This window comes from Streptomyces sp. NPDC086080, from assembly GCF_044540255.1.
Classification (GTDB): domain Bacteria; phylum Actinomycetota; class Actinomycetes; order Streptomycetales; family Streptomycetaceae; genus Streptomyces.
This window is the reverse complement of record NZ_JBITRU010000029.1, coordinates 1-19,326: the sequence shown is the minus strand read 5'-3', so window position 1 is coordinate 19,326 and position 19,326 is coordinate 1. Positions and strand designations below refer to the sequence as shown.

The following is a 19,326-nucleotide window of genomic DNA, read 5'->3' as shown; positions in this document are numbered from 1 at the left end:
TGTGACGGCGGAACGCTCCGGCCGGGCCGCGCGGCTGCACGGGACCCGGGGAACGGCCGTGTGCCCAGGGCGCCGACGGGGGCACGACCGGCCGATCGTCCCGGCGGGGCGCTCGCCGGCGGGTCGGGGACACGCGTCGGCGTGCACCAGCCGTTCCCGCTGCTGGTGCACGCCGTGCCGTTCGGCCGCGGCCACGCCGAGCGGGTGCTCGCGTCGGCCCGCGCGGCTGCCTGTGTCCGACCGCTCAGCGGGTCACCACATGCCGTGCGTCGGGCACGCAGTGGGTCATGGTGAGCCCCTCCACGTCGCGCGGGGGGTTGTCGCCGAGGCTGGCCAGCCGTTTGCGGTCCTCCTCCGTGAGGTCCTGGCCCGCGAGGGGTTCCAGGTGGGCGACCTCCTCGGGCGTGATGCCCAGTCCCTCGCCGACCCTGCGGCCGAGGTCGTTCTCGGCCAGGAGACAGTGCCAGAGCATGCGTTCCTGCACCTGGCGGTCGCACTGGGCGAACAGCTCGATGAAGTTCTTCACCAGGTCGTCGCGCTCCCAGTCCTCCATCAGGCAGTACCGCTGGCCTGCCTGGAGGTAGTCGTTGGTGCGCGGGATGCGCTTGCGGGTGAGCCGGCCCACGATCTCCGGCCCCTGGTCGTCGTGCGTCGGGTACTCGCCCTCACGCAGACCGCCGGTGATCGACGGCTCGTAGTTGACCTGCGGGTTCGCCCCGGAGTCATCGACGAGGTACGCCATCTGGCCGTCCCGCTGGTTGGTGTGCACCTCCGCGTTCTTGGCCTGGTTGACCGGAAGTTGCAGGTAGTTCGGGCCGACCCGGTGACGCTGGGTGTCGCTGTAGGAGAAGGTCCGGCCGACGAGCATCTTGTCGTCGGAGAAGTCCAGGCCGTCGACGAGGACGCCGGTGCCGAAGGAGATCTGGTCGTTCTCGGCGAAGTAGTTGCCGGGCATCCGGTTCAGCACCATCCGGCCCACCGGCTTCGGCGGGAAGTCCTGCTCGGGCCAGGTCTTGGTGTCGTCCAGCGGGTCGAAGTCGAGCTCCGGGTGGTCGTGGTCGTCCATCATCTGGACGAGCAGTTCCCACTCGGGATGGTCGCCGCGGGTGACCGCCTCGTACAGGTCCTTGGTGGCGTGGCCGAGGGAGTGGGCCTGCACGTTCGCGGCGTCCTCCTCGGTCATGGAGCGCACGCCCTGCTTGGGCATCCAGTGGTACTTGACCAGCTTGGTGTCGCCGGCGGCGTTGACCCACTTGTAGGTGTTCACGCCGAAGCCCTGCATGTGGCGGTAGTCCGCCGGGATGCCGCGCGGACTGAACAGGTTGACCAGCATGTGCATGGACTCGGGCGTCTGCGACATGAAGTCGAAGATGCGCCGCGGCTGCTGCTCGAAGGTCACCGGGTCCGGTTTGAGGGCGTGGATGACGTCGGGGAACTTGATGGCGTCCCGGATGAAGAAGATGCCCAGGTTGTTGCCGACGAGGTCCCAGTTGCCGTCCTCCGTGTAGAACTTCACGGCGAAGCCGCGCGGGTCACGGGCGGCCTCGGAGGAGTCGCGACCGCCGATGACGGTGGAGAAGCGCACGGCGACGTCGGTGCGCTTGCCCTGCTCCTGGAAGAGCTTGGCCCGGGTGTACGGGGAGATGGGCTCGTCGCCCCACTTCCCGTACGCCTCGAAGTACCCGTAGGCGGTGACGCCGCGGGCGTGCACGACGCGCTCGGGGATGCGTTCCCGGTCGAAGTGGCTGATCTTCTCCAGGAACTGGTAGTTCTCCAGCGTGGCGGGGCCCCGGGCGCCGACCGTGCGCTGGTTCTGGTTGTCGTAGACCGGATGACCCTGCCGGTTGGTCAGTACCTTGCGGTCGTCGCCCGGAGCGGGGCCCCGGCTCGAAACGTCCGTCATGTTGGTGGGCTCCTTGCGCTGCTCGTCGTCCCCCCGGTCGCGTGTGTACGGGGGTCATGCTGCCGCGCATCACGGCGGGCTGCGACTCGAAGGCACGGCGGATGCCGCCGGCGAACCGTGCGAACGGCACCGGGGCGGACGCCACCGTCGGACGGGCCCGTGGAGCGGCCGTACGCCATCCGGTCGATGGGCTACGGCGGCGTCGGTGGGCACGGGTGAGCGCGGGCGTCGGCTTCGTGCTCCGGATCCCCCCTTCGCGGTGCGTCCACCGCACCCCGGTCCGTGACGTACGGAGGGAAACGGGCTTTCACCGCCGCGGGCGGGCACCCGCCGGCGGCGGTGGCACACGGCGACGAAGAAGGGAGCGCCCGGCGCCGGGAACGGCGGAGGACGGGGCGCGCAGCGGCCGAGGGGCGGGGGCCGCGACCGGTCCCCCGTTCCGGTCGTGCCCCCGCCGTGGCTCGAAAGTAACCGGAGCGGGAGCGCCTGTGTATCGCGCCGGTGCCCGCTGCGGCCGCCGGAGCACTCATCCGTGCACAACCACGCCCGAAAGGTCCGCTTTACCCCGCTGTCAGTACCGGCTGTTCCAGATCGCCCACCGCCAGATGGGCCAGCACGACCTCGTAGAGATCGGTCCCGGTGGCCAGCAGCTGGCGTTCGAGGACCGGTTCGGCGCTGCGCACGTGCTCGCGCACGGTCTGGGGATGGACGCCCAGGCTCTGCGCGGCCCGTTCGGCGTTGCCTCCGGCGTCGATCCAGGTGCGCAGGGTGCGCCGCACGTTGCGGGCGTCGTGGTCCAGCCGGCCCAGCAGTTCCCGCGCCCAGGCGTCGACGGCGGGGCAGGCCAGCAGACCGGCGAGGCCCGGGGCGTGCGTGTCCTGGCCGGTGCCCGCCTGCCCGTCCAGGAGGTTGATCTGGGTGTGCAGCGCCAGGTGCACGACGGCGCGGGCGGTGACGTCGTCGAAGTCGACACCGAGCATGGTCTCGACGCGTTCCATGCGGGCCCGCACGGTGTTGCGGCTGACGCCGAGGATCTTGGCGGTGTTGACGGCGGTGAACTCCAGGCCGAGGCGGGTGGTGGCGAGGAGTTCGGCCCGGGTGTGGTGGGCCAGCGCGTCCAGCGGACGCAGCACCCGGCCCGCCCAGCCGCGCAGGGCGGCGGGGTCCATCAGCCGCTCGGGGTGGGTGCGCTCGGCGTACACGGCCGTCTTGTCCGACCGGAAGCGCGCCACCGCCAGCGCGCTGACGGCCTGTCCGTACGCGGTGGCGGTACGGGCGAGGCTCTGCCACACACTGCCGCCGAGGAACGTGCCGGGATGCCGGCCGACCAGCGACCGCAGATCGGAGGCGGTTCTCGCGCGGGGGCTGACGACGATGACGTGCCCGTCCATCGCGGGGCACCGCACGACCAGTGCCTCGTCCCCCGTGGTGTCCAGGCACTCCGCCACCAGCCGTTCGCGCCGGGCGGGCGCCGATTCGACGACGTAGACACAGGCCGTGTCGGCGTCCAGCAGGCCCGGCCAGAGTCCCGCGGCGACCCGTCGGGCCGCCACGGTGTCCTCGACCATCAGCAGTTGCAGGATCGCCAGCCGCAGATCGGCCGTGGCCCGCCGGAGGCGGCGCCCGGCCTCGGTCGTCTCATGGGCGGCCAGCAGGAGCTCGATCACCTGGGCGGTGCGGGTGACGACCTCGGCGGTGTGCCGGTCGAAGGGGGCCTCGCGGGAGACGGCCAGCACACACGTGCCCGAAGGGTGGCCGATCCGCACCAGACGCTGATGGCGTCCCTCCCCCTCCCAGGCGGCGGAGGCGATCCGGCCGGAGCCGATATCGGCGACGAGGGCTCCGTCCAGGGGCAGCCGGGTCCCGGCGAGGAGGGTGCCGGCGGCGTCCTGGAGGGACACGTCCGCGCGCGCGGTGCCGGCCAGCCAGTCGACGACCCGGCGGGCGTCCCGCCCGGACGGCCGCAGATGATCGAGCAGTTCCCGCGCCCAGGTCGACGGCTCCCCATCCCCGGTGTCCCGGGTCGTTCCCCGGATCCCGTCGTCACGGCCTGCCACCCCGGTCCTCCCTTCGTCCCGCCGCCGTCCCGGCCCAGGTCGCGGACGTTACCCCACACGTGGGCGGCGCTCACCCCGGCGCGGCGCCGCACCCGGCGGAGGAGGACGCCAAGCCCCGAGGTGTGCGGTGCTCCCGCGCGGGCGGCATAAGCTCGATGAATGGCGAAGTACTTCGACGTGCACCCCGACAACCCCCAGCCGCGCACCATCGGCCAGGTCGCCGACAGCATTCGTGCGGGCGCCCTGATCGCATACCCCACGGATTCCTGCTACGCGCTGGGCTGCCGGCTGGGCAGCCGCGACGGCATCGACCGGATCCGCACCATCCGCAAACTGGACGACCGGCACCACTTCACCCTGGTGTGCCGGGACTTCGCGCAGCTCGGTCAGTTCGTCCGGATCGACAACGACGTGTTCCGCGCGGTCAAGGCATCGACCCCGGGGAGCTACACCTTCATCCTGCCCGCGACGAAGGAGGTGCCGCGCATGCTGCAGCACCCCAAGAAGAAGACCGTCGGCGTGCGCATCCCCGACCATGTGGTCACCCAGGCGCTGCTGGCGGAGCTCGGTGAGCCCCTGCTGTCGAGCACGCTGCTGCTGCCCGGCGAGGACGAGCCGATGACCCAGGGCTGGGAGATCAAGGACCGGCTCGACCACCAGGTGGACGCGGTCCTGGACTCCGGGGAGTGCGGCACCGAGCCGACCACGGTCATCGACTTCTCCGGCGGCGAGGCGGAGATCGTGCGACGGGGCGCGGGCGACGTCTCGCGGTTCGAGTGACCGGGAGCGGACCGGCCATGTCCGCCGTACGGGGAACCGGCGTGGGCATCCCTACCGGGGACGGGACCGCCGACGCCTATCTGACGCGTCCCGCCGACGGGACTCCCCGGCCGGCGGTGCTGTTCTACATGGACGCCTTCGGGCTCCGCCCGCGGCTGCGGGCGATGGCCGACCGGCTGGCGGAGGCCGGGTACACCGTCCTGGTGCCGAACGTGTTCTACCGCCGCGGTCCTGCCCCGGTGGCCGAACTGCCCGAGTTCATCGACGACGCTTCGCGGGGCCGGCTGCTGCGGGGCCTCATGCCGGTGATGCGGCAGCTCACGCCCGAGCGGGCGGCGCGTGACGCCGGAGCGTATCTGCGGTGGCTGGAAGGCTGTCCGTCGGCGGCCGACGGCCCGGTGGCGGTGACCGGTTACTGCATGGGCGCGGCACTGTCCCTGCGCACGGCGGCCACCCATCCGGAGCGCGTGGCCGCCGCGGCCGGGTTCCACGGGGGCCGGCTGGCATCGGACGCGCCGGACAGCCCTCATCTCCTGGCCGGCCGGATCACCGGCGAGCTCTACTTCGGGCACGCCGACCGGGACCCGTCGCTGCCGGCGGAGCAGATCGAGCGTCTGGAGCGGACCCTGACGGACGCCGGTGTCCGGCACCGCTGCGAGGTGTACACCGGGGCCGGACACGGATTCACCCAGTCCGACACGGCCGCCTACGACAAGGACGCGGACGAGCTGCACTGGGCGGCGCTGCTCGGTCTGCTGGCCCGCACCTTCTAGTTCCCTCCGTCAACCGGGCGCCCGGTGGCGGGAGTTCACCGCTCTCGTTCCGGGCCCCCGGTCACCGGCGGTTCACCGCACCGTTGTTACGGTGCACCGGTGTCCGACTCTTCACGCTCTTCACGCGAGACCGCCGAGGGTGCCGGCTGGGGCTCCGCCGAACCCGGCGCGTACCGGCAGCTGATGCCGCCCCGGACCGAGAAGATCTCCTGGCTCGACCCGAGAATGCTCTGGGCCGCCCGCAACGGTGTCCTGGCCTCCTGGCTGGGCGACCCCACAGCGGGTGTCCGGGCCCGCTGGACGGCCCAGCGCGCGGCGGCCGGCGCCCCGGACGACAAGGTGATCCGGCGCGACGAACCGGACCGGTTCTCGTTCCTGGTCCTCGGCGACACCGGGGAGGGCGACGAGCCGCAGTACGCGGTCGTGCCGGGCCTGCTGAAGGAGGGCCGGGACACCGCCTTCGCGATACTCGCCAGCGATGTGATCTACCCCGTGGGCAGTGCCGACGACTACGACGCCAAGTTCTTCCGGCCGTACCGGGACTACCGTGCCCCGATCTACGCGATACCCGGCAACCACGACTGGTACGAGGACCTGGCCGGCTTCATGCGCGTCTTCTGCGACGACGCCCCGCCCCTGCCGCCCGCGCCCGCCCCGCGCCCCCTCACCCGGGCCTGGCTGCGTTCCCTGCTGTGGCACCGGCCGCGCCCCGGGGACGGCGGGCGCCTCGCGGAAGCGCGCACGCTGCGCTCGGCGCCCGCCCAGCAGGCGGTGCAGCCGGGGCCGTACTGGGCGATCGACGCCGGGCCGGTGCGGATCGTCGGCATCGACACCGGGCTGCTGGGCACGGTCGACGCCGAACAGGGCGCCTGGCTGCGGGAGATCTCCCGGGGACCGCGCCCGAAGATCCTCGTCACGGGCTCACCCCTGTACGTCGACGGCGCGTACCACCCGTGCCCGATCGAGGGCGGCGGCACCGTCGACGACATCGTCCGCGACCCCGGTCACCACTATGTGGCCGCGATCGGCGGTGACATCCACAACTACCAGCGCTACCCGGTGCGGCTGGACGACGGCCGCACCCTGCAGTACGTGGTGGCGGGCGGCTCGGGCGCGTTCACCCACGCCACCCACACCATCCCCCGGGTCGACGTCGCCGGAGTCACCGAGCGTGACTTCCGCTGCTATCCGCTGCGCGGCGACTCCCTCGCGTTCTACAGCGCCCTCTACGGGCGACGGCTGCGGCTGCGGCGCTTCTTCGCACTCACCGAGGCCGAGGCGATGGCCGTGATCGCCGAGCGTCTCGGGATCGGGCCCACCCGCGCCCCGGGCACCCCGGCCCGGGTCACCCGCCGGATGAGGCTGGTCGCAGGCGTGCTCGGCACCGGTCGCCGGCCGGACCGGGGCAAGCGGTTCCGGCTGCCCGTGCGCAAGGCCTACACGTCGGTGTTCTCACCGGGTTCGGCGACCTACAGTCCGCCGTTCTTCAAGAGCTTCCTGCGCGTCGACGTGAGCCCGGAGGCGGTCCGGCTGCGCTGTCACGCGGCCACCGGCCTGCGCGCGCACGAGGTCGACCCGCCGGTCGAGGACGAGGTGACCATCCCGCTGACGTGAGCGCGGACCCGCTACCAGCGGCCCGGTGGGGTGCCGGTGAAGGCCATCGACGGACGGCCGTCCACGCCCACGGGTACGTCACCGGCGAGCATCACCCGGTGCATGAGGGTCGAGGTGCGCGGTGTTCGACGCCCGGCCGGTGCCCGGCACGCAAGGCCCGGCGACAGCGCCTCCGGCGCACGCGCCCGCCCGTCCGGTTGATCGTTGTCCCCGCCGTCCCCGACCCTGGAGGAAAGACACTCCCCCAGGGAAGGCCCTCTCGTGACCAGCATCCCGAGCCACACCCTCAACGACGGCACCACCCTCCCCGCCCTGGGCCTGGGCACCTGGCCGATGGACGACGCCGAGGCGGAGCGGGCGGTGGGTACGGCCCTGGAGGCGGGCTATCGCCTCGTCGACACGGCGGCGAACTACCGCAACGAGACCGGTGTCGGCCGTGCCGTGGCCTCGGCCGGCGTGCCTCGCGAGGAGATCGTCGTGACGACGAAACTTCCGGGCCGTCACCACGGCTACGAGGAGACCCTCGCCTCCTTCGAGGAGTCCCGGGCCCGGCTCGGCCTGGAGTACGTCGACCTCTATCTGATCCACTGGCCCCTCCCCCGCGTCGACAAGTACGTCGATTCCTGGAGGGCCATGATCAAGCTGCGCGAGGACGGCCTGGTCCGGTCGGTCGGCGTCTCCAACTTCACGCCCGCCCACATCGAGCGGCTGGAGAAGGAGACCGGGGTGCTCCCCTCGGTCAACCAGATCGAACTGCACCCCCTCTTCCCCCAGGAGGAGCTGCGCTCCTACCACGCGGACAAGGGGGTGCTCGTCGAGAGCTGGAGCCCGCTCGGCCGTGGCTCGCGGCTCCTGGACGACCTGGCCGTGGCCACCGTCGCCGAGGCACACGGGGTCACCCCCGCCCAGGCGGTGCTGCGCTGGCACATCCAGCTGGGTGTGCTCCCCGTCCCCAAGTCGTCCGACCCACTGCGGCAGCGGGCCAACCTCGACGTGTTCGGATTCGAACTGGACGCCGCCCAGATGCGGATGATCGCCGAGCGCGCACCTCGTCGGATCGGCGGGGACCCGGAGGTGCACGAGGAGTTCTGACCGGGTGCCCGGGATGGCGTCCCGCCGAGTGGTGGTGTCCGCGCCGGCCGGTCACGGTGCCGCGGGCATCGACGACCACCGTGGCGGAGGCTTCCTCCATTGGTCCGATATCGCCCCGTGGCCGCGCCCTCTCAACCGCGGCGGCGGGGCACCCGGGGCGGCGTCACGCCCGGCGGGCGCGGAGCGCGGCGAGCGCCCGGTCGGCGTGTGCGTTCATCCGGATCTCGCTGCGGACGACCTCCAGGACGGTCCGGTCCGGTGCGATGACGAAGGTGGCTCGTTTGGTGGGCGCCAGTGCGATGCCCCGCTTCACCCCGAAACGCTCACGGACGGTGCCGTCGGGGTCGGACAGCAGGGGCATGCCGAGCGCGTGCCGTCCGGCGAACTCCGCCTGCCGCTCGACGGGGTCCCCGCTCACGCCCACCGGGCGGGCGCCGACGGCGGCGAACTCGGCGGTCAGGTCCCGGAAGTGACAGGCCTGGGTGGTGCAGCCGGGGCTCAGGGCGGCCGGGTAGAAGAAGAGCACCACCGGCCCCTCGGCGAGCAGATCCGCGAGCCGGCGGACGGTGCCGGTCTCGTCCGGCAGCGCGAAGTCCTCGACCGTGTCGCCCTTCTCCGGACGTCCGCTCATGACCGGCCCTCCGCGTTCCGGGTCCGGGGCGAGCCGGGCAGGGTGCGCCGCACCGTGGGGTCGAAACGGTGAGCCCGCCTGCCCGCGGCGGCCGGCAGGCCGACGGGCAGCAGAGACGAGCGTGCGGACCGTGTCACGGTTCCTCCTCGGGTGACCTGCGGCACGACATTACCGGATGGTAAGTACGCCACGGGCGTCAAGTCCCCGCGGAGCGCGCGGCGCAGGCCGACCGGGGCCCCGCAGCCGTTCGGGCGAATCCCCGGCGGCCGGCGCGTGGCGGGCGGCGCGGGCGTTCACACCTCACCCGTGATCCTGCCGCTGATCCCGCCCATGCTCGCCACACCCGGCTCGCTGCCGCCTCCGGCGGCGGACGCCCGCTGGGCCTACGAGACCAAACAGGACGGTCAGCGGGCCGTGGTCTATCTCCCCGGGGACGGCACCGTGGTCCTGCGGGCCCGCTCCGGCCAGGACATCACCGGCGCATACCCGGAGCTCCATCCACTGGCCTCCGCCCTCGGTGCCACGCCCGCGGTGCTGGACGGCGAGGTGCTCGCCCTCGACGCGGACGGCCGCGCGAGCTTCCAGCTGCTCCAGTCCCGGATGGGCCTGGCACACGCCCCCGGCCGGGCGGCCCGACGGGCGGCGGCGGTCCCCGTCCACCTGGTGCTGTTCGACGTGATGCATCTGGAGGGACGGTCACTGCTCCGCCTGCCCTACGTCCGGCGCCGCGAGGTGCTGCTGGACCTCGCTCTCGACGGGCCGGCCTGGTCCACGCCGTCCGCGATCGTCGGTCACGGCCCCGAGGCACTGCGGGCCACCCTCGAGCACGGGCTCGAGGGACTGGTCTGCAAGCGCCTGGACTCGGTGTACGAGCCGGGCGTGCGCTCCCGCGCCTGGATCAAGATCCGCAACATGCGCAGCGAGGATGTCCTGGTCGGCGGCTGGCTGCCCGGCAGGGGACGGCTGAGCGGGCTGCCGGGCGCGGTCCTGGCCGGGCAGCGCGCGGGAGGACGGCTGCGCTACGTCGGCAGCGTGGGCACCGGCTGGAGCGAGGCCGAACGCACCGAGCTCGCCGGGCTGTTGCGGGCGGCGGCCACCGATGCCTGCCCCTTCGACCCGGTGCCGGCCGTCCCGGGCGCGCACTGGGTGGTGCCCCGGCTGGTCGGGGAGGTGCGGTACAGCACCCGCACCCGGCACGGAATGCTGCGCCAGCCGTCCTGGCTGCGCCTGCGCCCCGACCTCGCTCCTGAGGAGGCCGCGGCCGACATTCCGGACGACCTGGTCTGATCCGGACCCCGGCGCCGCAGAAGTTGCGCCACGCTTCACCAGCGGTACGCCCGCACCCTCTTGGCATGTATACGTCCAGCCGGGATGCTGAACTCCCCCACCCCCACAGCCACTTGGCTGCGCCTGGACCAACAGGAGGACGCAGTGCCGTCGAGCACGTCGCGAACGCACCGCAGGAGATGGCTGACCGGCCTGGCCGGCGCCGCCGCACTTCTCATCGCCTTCCCCGCCACCGCCTTCGCCGCTCCCCCGGCCGCTCTGCCCGCCAGTGCCGACACCCTGGAGCAGACCTTCCAGCCCGCCTACGACTACGACACCGACGGCTGCTATCCCACGGCGGCGATCGGCCCGGACGGCGCCGTCAACCCCGGCCTCAAGCCGACCGGCGCCCTCAACGGCAACTGCCGCGACGCCTCGGACCTGGACAGCACCAATGGTTACGCCCGCTCCAAGTGCAACAACGGCTGGTGCGCCGTCGTCTACGCCCTGTACTTCGAGAAGGACCAGGCGCTGCCGGGCATAAGCCTCGGGGGCCACCGCCACGACTGGGAGCATGTCGTGGTCTGGGTGCGGGACGGCGCCGCCCAGTACGTCGCCACGTCCAACCACGGCTCGTTCACCGTCCACGCGCGGTCGGCGGTGCGTTTCGAGGGCACGCATCCGAAGATCGCGTACCACAAGGACGGCATCGGCACCCACTGCTTCCGCCTCGCGGGCGCGGGCGACGAGCCGCCGGAGAACCACCGGGGCACCTGGCAGTACCCGGCGCTGGTCGGCTGGAACGGCTACCCGGCGGGTCTGCGCGACAAGCTCGTCTCGCACGACTTCGGCAGCGCCCACTTCGGCCTGAAGGACGGAAGCTTCGCCTCCCATCTGGCGAAGGCCAAGCCCTCGGACATCCCGTTCGACCCGAACGGCTGACCGTGACAGTCCCGTTGACGCCGGGGACGCCGAACGGCGTTCCCGGCACCGCAGGTGCCCCCGAGGGTCTATCGTGTCGCCATGCCGATCCCCTCGACGATCCGCATCGTCTCCCGCGACTCGCCCATGGCGCTTGCCCAAGTGGAAAGAGTCCGGGCGGAGTTGACCGCCGCGCTGCCCGAGGTGCGCACCGAGGTCGTGCCGGTCAGAACGACCGGGGACAAGTGGCTGGGCGACCTGTCCCAGGTGGAGGGCAAGGGCGCGTTCACCAAGGAGGTGGACGCCGCACTGCTCGCGGGTGAGGCGGATGTCGCCGTGCACTGCGTCAAGGACGTGCCCGCCGACCGGCCGCTTCCGGCGGGCACGGTGTTCGCCGCGTTCCTGCGGCGGGACGACATCCGTGACGCCCTGGTGCACCCCGGCGGGCTCACCCTGGACCAGCTCGCGCCCGGGACCCGGATCGGCACGTCCTCCGTGCGCCGGGTCGCCCAGCTCGCCGCCACCCATCCGCACCTGCGGTGCGTGCCGATGCGCGGCAACGCGAACCGGCGGCTGCAAAAGCTCGCGGACGGGGAGGCGGACGCCCTGCTGCTCGCGCTCTCCGGCCTGGAACGCATCGGCCGCACCGACGTGATCAGCGAGGTACTCTCCCCCGAGGCCATGATGCCGCCCATAGGCGCGGGCATCCTCGCCCTGCAGTGCCGCGAGGGCGACGGGGGACTCATCGAAGCGGTCAGCGCCCTCGGCCACCCGGGCACCCACCGCGAGGCCACCGCCGAACGCATGTTCCTGCATGTGCTGCAGGGCCACTGCAACAGCCCCATCGCCGGGTACGCGCGGGAGGACCTCGGGGGCGAACTGTCCCTGCGCGCCTGCGTCTTCACCCCGGACGGCAAGACCCGGCTGAACGCGCACGAGTGGGCGGGCCGGCTCGATCCGGCCACGCTCGGCACCTCGGTCGCCGTGGCCCTGCTGCGTCAGGGCGCCCGCGAGATCATCGACGGCATCCCGCACTGACGTCCGCTCAGGAGGTGCCTTCCTCCGCCTGCTCCTGAAGGAAGACACTCACCTGCTGGGCGAGACTGTCCCGGCACGCGCCGACGGGCGTCCCGGCGGCACCCTCGTGCACACCGACGCCGCCCGTCCACAGCCGGCGGCCGGCCCACTCCTCGTCGGCGCGCAGCTGGACCTGGACGTCGACCTGGCCCAGGGACGCCTCGGGGCCGGCCGCGTAGAGCACCGCGGTGACGCGGCGCAGCGGGTGGACGTCGAATCCCTCGATGAACTGCGAGTTGCGCCAGTCGAGGAACGCGCTCTCGCCGTCGGGGCCGGTCCGAATATCGATCTGGCCGTCCTCGAGATGAATGCAGAAAGGCCGGTCGCCGCGATTCTCCACGGTCACGCGGACACTGAAGTACGTCAGCCCCTCGGCGGCGTCGTCCCGTCCGCGTGGCGGTTCGCCCGATTCCAGACGGTGGACACGGACACGCAGACCGGCGTACTCGCCGTACTCCTGCCAGTCCCCGACCACGTTCGGCTCGTACACAGTGCACCTTTCGACTTCTGTCCGCTGTTTCCTATCCGGGGGCTCGGCGCACTGTCAAATGCGCGGAATGCGCCGTGGTCAGGCAGTTCACCTGGTCCGACGAGTGATCAAGCGCTGCGCTGGAGGAATCCCCCGAGCGCCCGCCGGGCCCTCCGCCGCGGCGTGCCGCACATCACGTCCGCCGCCGTGATCACCGGCGTGCCACCGCGGCGGCCCGTGCGGCCGGCGCGGGGCGGGACCGGCCGCCCGTACCGCCGGGATTTTACGCACCGAATTCCTTCGATTCCAGAACGTACCCTTTCCACAATGCGGTGCGGGTGAATCAGGGAAAGCCGTTTTGAAAGGGCGGGGCACGGGGAATGGAATGTGCAGTGCTTCGGACAGGAGGCACGTCCGTGGGAACCGGTTCGCCGGCCCCGGGCCCGCCCGGTCCGAAGTCGGCGCTTCCCACGGGTTCTGTCCATCCGGCACCCCTCTCAGGGAGGTGCGCGCGATGCGTACCGTCAGTCCCAGGAAGCCGCACTCCCACGACGACGCCCCCGACACTGCCGGGGACTTCGCACGTCTGGCCGCGTTGCCCGACGGGCACGAGCGCCGGATGCTGCGCGAGGGTCTGGTCACCGCCTGGCTGCCCATGGCCGAGCGGATCGCCGTCCGCTTCCGTGGGCGCGGCGAGGCCCTGGAGGATCTGTACCAGGTGGCGGCCCTCGGCCTGGTGAAGGCCGTCGACCACTACGATCCGGCCCGTGGCAACGCGTTCGAGGCATACGCCGTACCGACCATCACCGGTGAGATCAAACGCCACTTCCGCGACCACATGTGGACCCTGCACGTACCGCGCCGGGTCCAGGACCTGCGCAACCGTGTGCGGCACGCGGCGAAGGAGCTGGCGCAGACGACCCCGGGCCGGGCTCCCACGGTCGCCGAGATCGCCGCGTACGCCCAGCTGACCGAGGACGAGGTGCGCACCGGGACGGAAGCACTGGAGTGTTTCTCCGCGCTGTCGCTGGAGGCGGAGATGCCGGGCACCGACGGATATGCCCTCGGGGACGCGCTCGGCGGCCCCGACCCGGCCTACGACACCGTCGTCGACCGGGTGGCGGCGCGACCCTGCCTGGAGGCGCTGCCCGAGCGCGAGCGGCTCATCCTCTATCTGCGCTTCTTCAAGGGGATGACACAGAGCGGGATCGCCGAGCAGCTCGGCATTTCGCAGATGCATGTCTCCCGGCTGCTGAGCAGTTGCTTCGCCCAGCTGCGCGAGGAACTGCGGCCGGAGGCCGGCTGAGCGGGTCCCCGCACGGTCGCGGGCCGGGCGGGGGCCCGCACGGCCCGCGGCCGTGGCCGGCGCTCCGGGCGTGCCGCGTCAGCGCTCGGGCGGCGTGCCGGGAAGGCGGGTGGGGCCGACCCGGTCCAGGACCTCCTCCAGGACCGTACGCACCTCCGCCGGCAGCAGACCGGTGCGCCCCCAGACCAGGATCATGTCGGCGACGTTGCGGAGTTTGATGTTCGTGCGCTGGGAGACCTCCCTGAGCACCGCCCAGCCCTGGTCGGGCGAAACCCTGCCCAGTGCGACGATCATGCCGATCGCCTGGTCCACCACCGCGTGCGAGACGACCGCGTCCTTCAGCTGCTGAACCTCTTCCTCCAGCTGGAGAATCCGGTCCGCGCCCCCGTCCGTGGGCATGGTCACCTCCGGGTCCGGTGTGCCGCTCTCGTGGTGCCTCGGCATGGTGCTTGAGTGCCTTCACCCAGTGTCCGATCCATCCATCGTCGCTACTGGTCCCGCCCTGTGCCACCGGGGCGGTCCGAGGGCGCACGGGGGGGCACCGTTTCCGGCCCGCCGTCGGGGTACCCGGCAGGCGCCCGGGCCGGTTGCCACGGACACTGGTGCCATCCGGGTGGCTGCCAGGCCGACGAGATCAGGACACCACTGCCATGAACCACGACATGCCCTCCTCCGCCGCGACGGAGGTCTTCTCGACGCACTCCGTCTTCGGCGCACCCTGCTGGGTGAGCCTGACCAGCCGTGATGTGCGGACGACCGAGGAGTTCTACACTGCGGTGCTCGGCTGGGAGTGGCGCCCGATGCGCCTCGGCGACCGGTTCCGTGTCGCCCTGGCCGACGGCCGGCCGGTGGCCGGGATCGCCGCCGTCGCCGGCATGTGGCAGATGGCGGTGGCCTGGACACCGTACTTCGCGGTGCGCAGCGCCGACGAGGCCGCGGCCCGGGTGCAGGAGCGCGGCGGTACGTCGGCGGTCGGTCCCCTCTCCCTGCCGCCCGGCCGTGCGGCTCTGCTGGCCGACCGGGACGGGGCGACGTTCGGCGTGTGGGAGGGAGAGCTGTTCACCGACTGGCCCGCCTGGCACCGGGCGCAGCCCGCGTTCATCCGGCTGCACACCCGGGACGCCTTCGACGCCGCGATCTTCTACGGCGAGGTCTTCGACTGGGGGTCGGCCGGGCCCGGCACCTGCGAAGTCGGCTACGAGGGCGAGGAAGTGGTGCTGCGCAGCGGCGGGGACGTGGTGGCACGCATCGAGTCGGGGGCGCTGGGATCGGCCCCCGACCCGTCGATCCGGCCCCACTGGCAGGTCCATTTCGCGGTGAAGGACGTGGCGGCCTGCGCCCGCGCCGCCGAACGGCACGGCGGCAGCGTGCTGTCGGAGGGGCCCGAGGAGGCCGTGCTCCGCGACAACGACGGCGCCCAGTTCACGGTGACCTCGCGCCGCGAGCGCTGACCTCCCCGGGGCCCGCGCGTCACCGCGACGGACGGGACGGGCGGGACGGGCGGGACAGCAGCACCAGGCTGCGGGCGCCGACGGTGAGCGTGGTGCCGGCCTTGTGCTCCGCCTCGTCGGGGGAGCCGTCCGGGTCGGCGGTGTCGATCAGGGCCGTCCAGCGTTCGCCGTAGGAGGCGTTCGGCAGCCGGAAGTCGACCGGTTCCCAGTGGCTGTTGAGCAGCAGCAGGAACGAGTCGTCGACCAGCCGCCGGCCGCGTGGGCCGGGTTCGGCGATGGCGTCGCCGTTGAGGAAGACGCCGACCGAGTGGGCGTCGGAGCGCTGCCAGTCGTCGTCCGTCATCTCGTGGGCGTTGGGCAGCAGCCACACCAGGTCGGGCAGCGGCTGGTCCGCGTGGCGCACCGTCTCGCCCCGGAAGAAGTGGCGGCGGCGCAGCACCGGATGGACGTTGCGCAGGGAGATGAGCGTGCGGGTGAAGTCGAGCAGAGCGCGCTGCTCGTCGTCGAGCCGCCAGTCGATCCAGCTGATCTCGTTGTCCTGGCAGTAGGCGTTGTTGTTGCCGTGCTGGGTGCGGCCGAGTTCGTCGCCGTGGGAGAGCATCGGGATGCCCTGGGAGAGCAGCAGCGTGGCGAGGAAGTTGCGCTGCTGGCGGGCGCGCAGCTCCAGCACGGCCGCATCGCGGGTGGGGCCCTCGACGCCGCAGTTCCAGGACCTGTTGCTGCTCTCGCCGTCCCGGTTGCCCTCGCCATTGGCCTCGTTGTGTTTGTCGTTGTACGAGACGAGGTCGCGCAGGGTGAAACCGTCGTGCGCGGTGACGAAGTTGACGCTGGCGCGGGGCCGGCGCCGGTGGTGCGCGTACAGGTCGGAGGAGCCGGTCAGCCGGGAGGCGAAATCACCGAGCGTGTGCTCCTCACCGCGCCAGAAGTCCCGTACGGCGTCCCGGTAGAGGCCGTTCCACTCCGACCACAGCGGCGGGAAGTTGCCCACCTGGTAACCGCCCTCGCCCACGTCCCACGGTTCGGCGATCAGTTTGACGCGGCTGATCACCGGGTCCTGCTGGATCAGGTCGAAGAACGCCGACAACCGGTCCACCTCGTGGAACTGCCGGGCCAGGGTGGCCGCGAGGTCGAAGCGGAAGCCGTCGACATGCATCTCGGTGACCCAGTACCTGAGCGAGTCCATGATCAGCTGGAGTACGTAGGGGTGGCGCATCAGCAGGCTGTTGCCGGTGCCGGTGGTGTCGTAGTAGTGGCGCCAGTCGCCGTCCACCAGGCGGTAGTACGAGGAGTTGTCGATGCCCCGGAAGGAGAGCGTGGGGCCCTTCTCGTTGCCCTCGGCGGTGTGGTTGTAGACGACGTCGAGGATCACCTCGAGTCCGGCCGCGTGCAAGGTCTTCACCATGTTCTTGAACTCGGTGACCTGCTGTCCCCGGGTGCCCCGGGCGGCGTAGGCGTTGTGCGGGGCGAAGAAGCCGATGGTGTTGTAGCCCCAGTAGTTGGCCAGGTCGCGGCTCTGCAGCACGCCGTCCTGGACGAACTGGTGCACCGGCATCAGCTCGATGGCGGTGACGCCCAGCGAGGTGAGGTGCTCGACCACGGACGGGTGCGCCAGCCCGGCGTAGGTGCCCCGGAGTTCCCTGGGGACGTCCGGGTGGGTGCGGGTCAGGCCCTTGACGTGGGCCTCGTAGATCACCGTGTCGGAGTAGGGGCGGCAGGGAGGGGTGTCGTCGCCCCAGTCGAAGGCCGGGTCGGTCACCACGCCGAGCACGGTGTGGCCGGCGCTGTCGGCCGGGTCCGGTCCGTGCGGATCGCGTTCGTACAGCGAGGGGTGGTTGTCGATCTGCCCGTCCACCGCGGTGGCGTAGGGGTCGAGGAGGAGTTTCGCCGGGTTGCAGCGGTCCCCGACCGCGGGGTCCCACGGTCCGTGGACGCGGTAGCCGTAGCGCTGCCCGGGGCCGATGCCGGGGAGGTAGCCGTGCCAGACGAAACCGTCGACCTCGGTGAGCCGTACCGTGCGGTGCCGCCCGTCGTCGTCGGCCAGGACCAGTTCGACGCCCTCGGCGACTTCGCTGAACAGCGCGAAGTTGGTGCCCTCACCGTCGTAGGTCGCACCCAGCGGGTAGGGGCGCCCGCTCCACGCGGGCGCCCCTTTCCGGGTCTGACGCCGGGTCACCGGACCTCCTCCAGGAGGCCGCCCGGTGTTCGTACCCGGCCGGTGAGCCTGCTGACGCTCAGCTCGCGGGGCAGGTCCAGACCCTCGCTCTCCCGCGGTCCGGGACCGATCGGTACGAGGGGGACGCGTTCGCCGGCGCGGGCGCGCTGCGAGAACCAGATGACCTTGCTGCCGGTCTCGGTGGCGCAGCAGCCCCAGCCGTCGCTGCTCGCCGCGATGTGCTCGAGACAGCCGCGCAGCTCCTGGTCGGGGCGCAGGGCGCGGTTGTGGTCCCCGATGGCCGTGATGAGGTGCTGGCCGTTCCACCACATCTCGATCGACGTGTTCTTGTCGGTGGCGTGCTCGTCGATGGCCCGCAGCAGCATCTCGGCGCCGCCGCAGACGGTTTCCACTAGGTTCTCCAGGTCCCAGAACCGGAGGTGCGCGGCCAGTATGCGGCTGACCTGTCCCACTTTCTCCGGGCTGACTTCCACGTCGAGGTGGTAGTAGCAGGGCGCTGCGGTCTTCATCGTCGTCGGCTCCTCACCGCGAAGCTCTCGCTCCTCCTCGCCCCTTCGGGACGAGCCCCCGGACACGGAACGTGAGCGGGTATCGCTTCTGAGTCACCTTCAGCGTGAGGGGGTTGGTCCATTCGTGCAACACGAGCGCACGACTGAGGCACAGGAGGCGACAACTGAGCACACGGGAGGGCGAACACGAGCCCTTCCATGGTGATTGAAAACCCAACAAGACGTTGCGTCATCACCCGTGCACCATGTGTGAAGACCTCGATCGCCGTTACGGGCCCGTGCATCGGTGCGCACGGTCCCGCCCGACCGCCGGGACAACGCGCCCGAAATCGAGCCCCGGAAAGGTGAACGGCGCATGCTGCTACCCGCCAAAGCCGAAGTTGCCCGGCAGTTGCGTCGCTACCGGGCCTGGGAACGCGTGATGCTGGCGGCCCCCACCGACCACACGGTGCGGGCCACCTTCGAGGACTCCGGCTACACCCTCTGTGTGCTGATGGGCAAGCGCTGCGCGCGCGAGGCCGCGGACGCCGCCGAACGGTATCTGCGCACGTCCCTCATCACCTATCTGCAGGAACAGAACGACCGGCCCCGTCCGGCCGCGACGGCCCGACGCGGCCTGCCGGCCCTCGAGCGGCGCTCTCCGGCGGGAAGGCCATGACCTTCCCGCCGCTGTCTGGTACCACGCCCGGGCGCCGGCCCGGGCGTCGAGCACGGCGGAGGTGCGAAGACCCATGAAGACGACCCGGACCATCGGTCGTGTCCCGGTACGGGACGTCCGGCCGTCCGTCGACTGCGGCAGGCGGCCGGCCAAGGCCGTCGTGGGCGAGACGTTCGAGGTCACGGCGACCCTCTTCCGGGAGGGGCACGACGCGGTGGCCGCCAATGTGGTGCTGAAGGATCCCGAGGGACGTCCGGGCCCGTTCACCCCGATGCGGGAGCTGACGCCCGGCACGGACCGGTGGGGCGCCGAGGTGACCGCGAACGCCCCGGGGCAGTGGACCTATCGCGTCGAGGCCTGGGGCGATCCCGTGGCCACCTGGCGCAGGACCGCCGCCATCAAGGTTCCGGCGGGTATCGACACCGGCCTGGTACTGGAGGAGGGCGCCGACCTCCACGAGCGGGCGGCGGCCGGGGTGCCGCGGGACGACGGCCGGGACGCGGTCCTGGCCGCGGCCCGGACGCTGCGCGACGACTCCCTGCCCTGCGCCACCCGTCTTGCGGGGGCGTTGACGCCGGAGGTGGCGGCGGTGCTGGCCCGGCATCCGCTGCGGGAGCTGGTCACCAGCAGCGACCCGCTGCCCCTG

At 72.0% G+C, this 19,326-nt stretch carries 18 protein-coding genes; 11 read left to right on the top strand and 7 right to left on the bottom strand.

What is annotated here, in order from left to right:
- Positions 1–244: 244 nt before the first annotated feature.
- Positions 245–1,903: a catalase gene (locus ACIF9R_RS28360; protein WP_399985215.1), complete on the bottom strand. Its 1,659-nt coding sequence runs from the start codon at positions 1,901–1,903 to the stop codon at positions 245–247.
- A 560-nt stretch (positions 1,904–2,463) separates the two neighbouring features.
- Positions 2,464–3,960, bottom strand: coding sequence for a helix-turn-helix domain-containing protein (locus ACIF9R_RS28355; protein ID WP_399985214.1), 1,497 nt, complete (start codon positions 3,958–3,960; stop codon positions 2,464–2,466).
- A gap of 159 nt (positions 3,961–4,119) precedes the next feature.
- On the opposite strand from ACIF9R_RS28355, the gene ACIF9R_RS28350 reads away from it, so the two are divergent.
- The 4 genes from ACIF9R_RS28350 to ACIF9R_RS28335 all read left to right on the top strand — a co-directional run bounded on the left by ACIF9R_RS28350 (position 4,120) and on the right by ACIF9R_RS28335 (position 8,219).
- The gene (locus tag ACIF9R_RS28350; RefSeq protein WP_399985213.1) at positions 4,120–4,740 is read left to right on the top strand and encodes an L-threonylcarbamoyladenylate synthase; all 621 of its coding nucleotides are present in this window, start codon (positions 4,120–4,122) and stop codon (positions 4,738–4,740) included.
- Between the two features lie 17 nt (positions 4,741–4,757).
- Positions 4,758–5,513, top strand: coding sequence for a dienelactone hydrolase family protein (locus ACIF9R_RS28345; RefSeq protein ID WP_399985212.1), 756 nt, complete (start codon positions 4,758–4,760; stop codon positions 5,511–5,513).
- Between the two features lie 99 nt (positions 5,514–5,612).
- Positions 5,613–7,127, top strand: coding sequence for a metallophosphoesterase family protein (locus tag ACIF9R_RS28340; RefSeq protein WP_399985211.1), 1,515 nt, complete (start codon positions 5,613–5,615; stop codon positions 7,125–7,127).
- A 261-nt stretch (positions 7,128–7,388) separates the two neighbouring features.
- Positions 7,389–8,219 (top strand): aldo/keto reductase, encoded by an 831-nt coding sequence (locus tag ACIF9R_RS28335; RefSeq protein ID WP_399985210.1) that lies wholly within the window; start codon positions 7,389–7,391, stop codon positions 8,217–8,219.
- A gap of 163 nt (positions 8,220–8,382) precedes the next feature.
- On the opposite strand, the gene ACIF9R_RS28330 is transcribed toward ACIF9R_RS28335, so the two are convergent.
- Positions 8,383–8,850, bottom strand: coding sequence for a peroxiredoxin (locus ACIF9R_RS28330; protein ID WP_399985209.1), 468 nt, complete (start codon positions 8,848–8,850; stop codon positions 8,383–8,385).
- Positions 8,851–9,156: 306 nt separating this feature from the next.
- Here ACIF9R_RS28330 and ACIF9R_RS28325 point away from each other — a divergent pair, with 306 nt between their 5' ends.
- From ACIF9R_RS28325 to hemC, 3 genes are all read left to right on the top strand, one after another.
- Positions 9,157–10,137 (top strand): ATP-dependent DNA ligase, encoded by a 981-nt coding sequence (locus tag ACIF9R_RS28325; protein ID WP_399985208.1) that lies wholly within the window; start codon positions 9,157–9,159, stop codon positions 10,135–10,137.
- A gap of 144 nt (positions 10,138–10,281) precedes the next feature.
- Positions 10,282–11,058: an NPP1 family protein gene (locus tag ACIF9R_RS28320; RefSeq protein ID WP_399985207.1), complete on the top strand. Its 777-nt coding sequence runs from the start codon at positions 10,282–10,284 to the stop codon at positions 11,056–11,058.
- 81 nt (positions 11,059–11,139) lie between these two features.
- Complete coding sequence (hemC, locus tag ACIF9R_RS28315) at positions 11,140–12,075, top strand: hydroxymethylbilane synthase (protein ID WP_399985206.1); 936 nt, start codon at positions 11,140–11,142, stop codon at positions 12,073–12,075.
- A 7-nt stretch (positions 12,076–12,082) separates the two neighbouring features.
- Here hemC and ACIF9R_RS28310 read toward each other — a convergent pair whose 3' ends face one another.
- On the bottom strand, positions 12,083–12,604 hold the full coding sequence (locus ACIF9R_RS28310) for a hypothetical protein (RefSeq protein WP_399985205.1): 522 nt from the start codon (positions 12,602–12,604) through the stop codon (positions 12,083–12,085).
- Positions 12,605–13,097: 493 nt separating this feature from the next.
- Here ACIF9R_RS28310 and ACIF9R_RS28305 point away from each other — a divergent pair, with 493 nt between their 5' ends.
- The gene (locus tag ACIF9R_RS28305) at positions 13,098–13,889 is read left to right on the top strand and encodes an RNA polymerase sigma factor SigF (RefSeq protein ID WP_399985204.1); all 792 of its coding nucleotides are present in this window, start codon (positions 13,098–13,100) and stop codon (positions 13,887–13,889) included.
- 78 nt (positions 13,890–13,967) lie between these two features.
- Here the strand turns inward: ACIF9R_RS28305 and ACIF9R_RS28300 are convergent, their stop codons facing one another.
- Entirely contained in the window at positions 13,968–14,294 is a 327-nt protein-coding gene (locus ACIF9R_RS28300; RefSeq protein ID WP_399985310.1) for an ANTAR domain-containing protein, read from the bottom strand.
- A 245-nt stretch (positions 14,295–14,539) separates the two neighbouring features.
- Here ACIF9R_RS28300 and ACIF9R_RS28295 point away from each other — a divergent pair, with 245 nt between their 5' ends.
- A complete protein-coding gene (locus ACIF9R_RS28295) occupies positions 14,540–15,340 on the top strand; it encodes a VOC family protein (protein ID WP_399985203.1) in 801 nt (266 codons plus the stop codon).
- A gap of 19 nt (positions 15,341–15,359) precedes the next feature.
- On the opposite strand, the gene glgX is transcribed toward ACIF9R_RS28295, so the two are convergent.
- On the bottom strand, positions 15,360–17,513 hold the full coding sequence (gene glgX, locus ACIF9R_RS28290) for a glycogen debranching protein GlgX (protein WP_399985202.1): 2,154 nt from the start codon (positions 17,511–17,513) through the stop codon (positions 15,360–15,362).
- A complete protein-coding gene (locus ACIF9R_RS28285; RefSeq protein ID WP_399985201.1) occupies positions 17,510–18,022 on the bottom strand; it encodes a pep a2 in 513 nt (170 codons plus the stop codon). Before ACIF9R_RS28285 ends, glgX begins: the two co-directional genes overlap by 4 nt.
- A 355-nt stretch (positions 18,023–18,377) precedes the next feature.
- Here ACIF9R_RS28285 and ACIF9R_RS28280 point away from each other — a divergent pair, with 355 nt between their 5' ends.
- On the top strand, positions 18,378–18,680 hold the full coding sequence (locus ACIF9R_RS28280; protein WP_399985200.1) for a DUF5133 domain-containing protein: 303 nt from the start codon (positions 18,378–18,380) through the stop codon (positions 18,678–18,680).
- A 73-nt stretch (positions 18,681–18,753) separates the two neighbouring features.
- A partial coding sequence (locus ACIF9R_RS28275) for a maltotransferase domain-containing protein (protein ID WP_399985199.1) occupies positions 18,754–19,326 on the top strand: 573 nt, incomplete at its 3' end.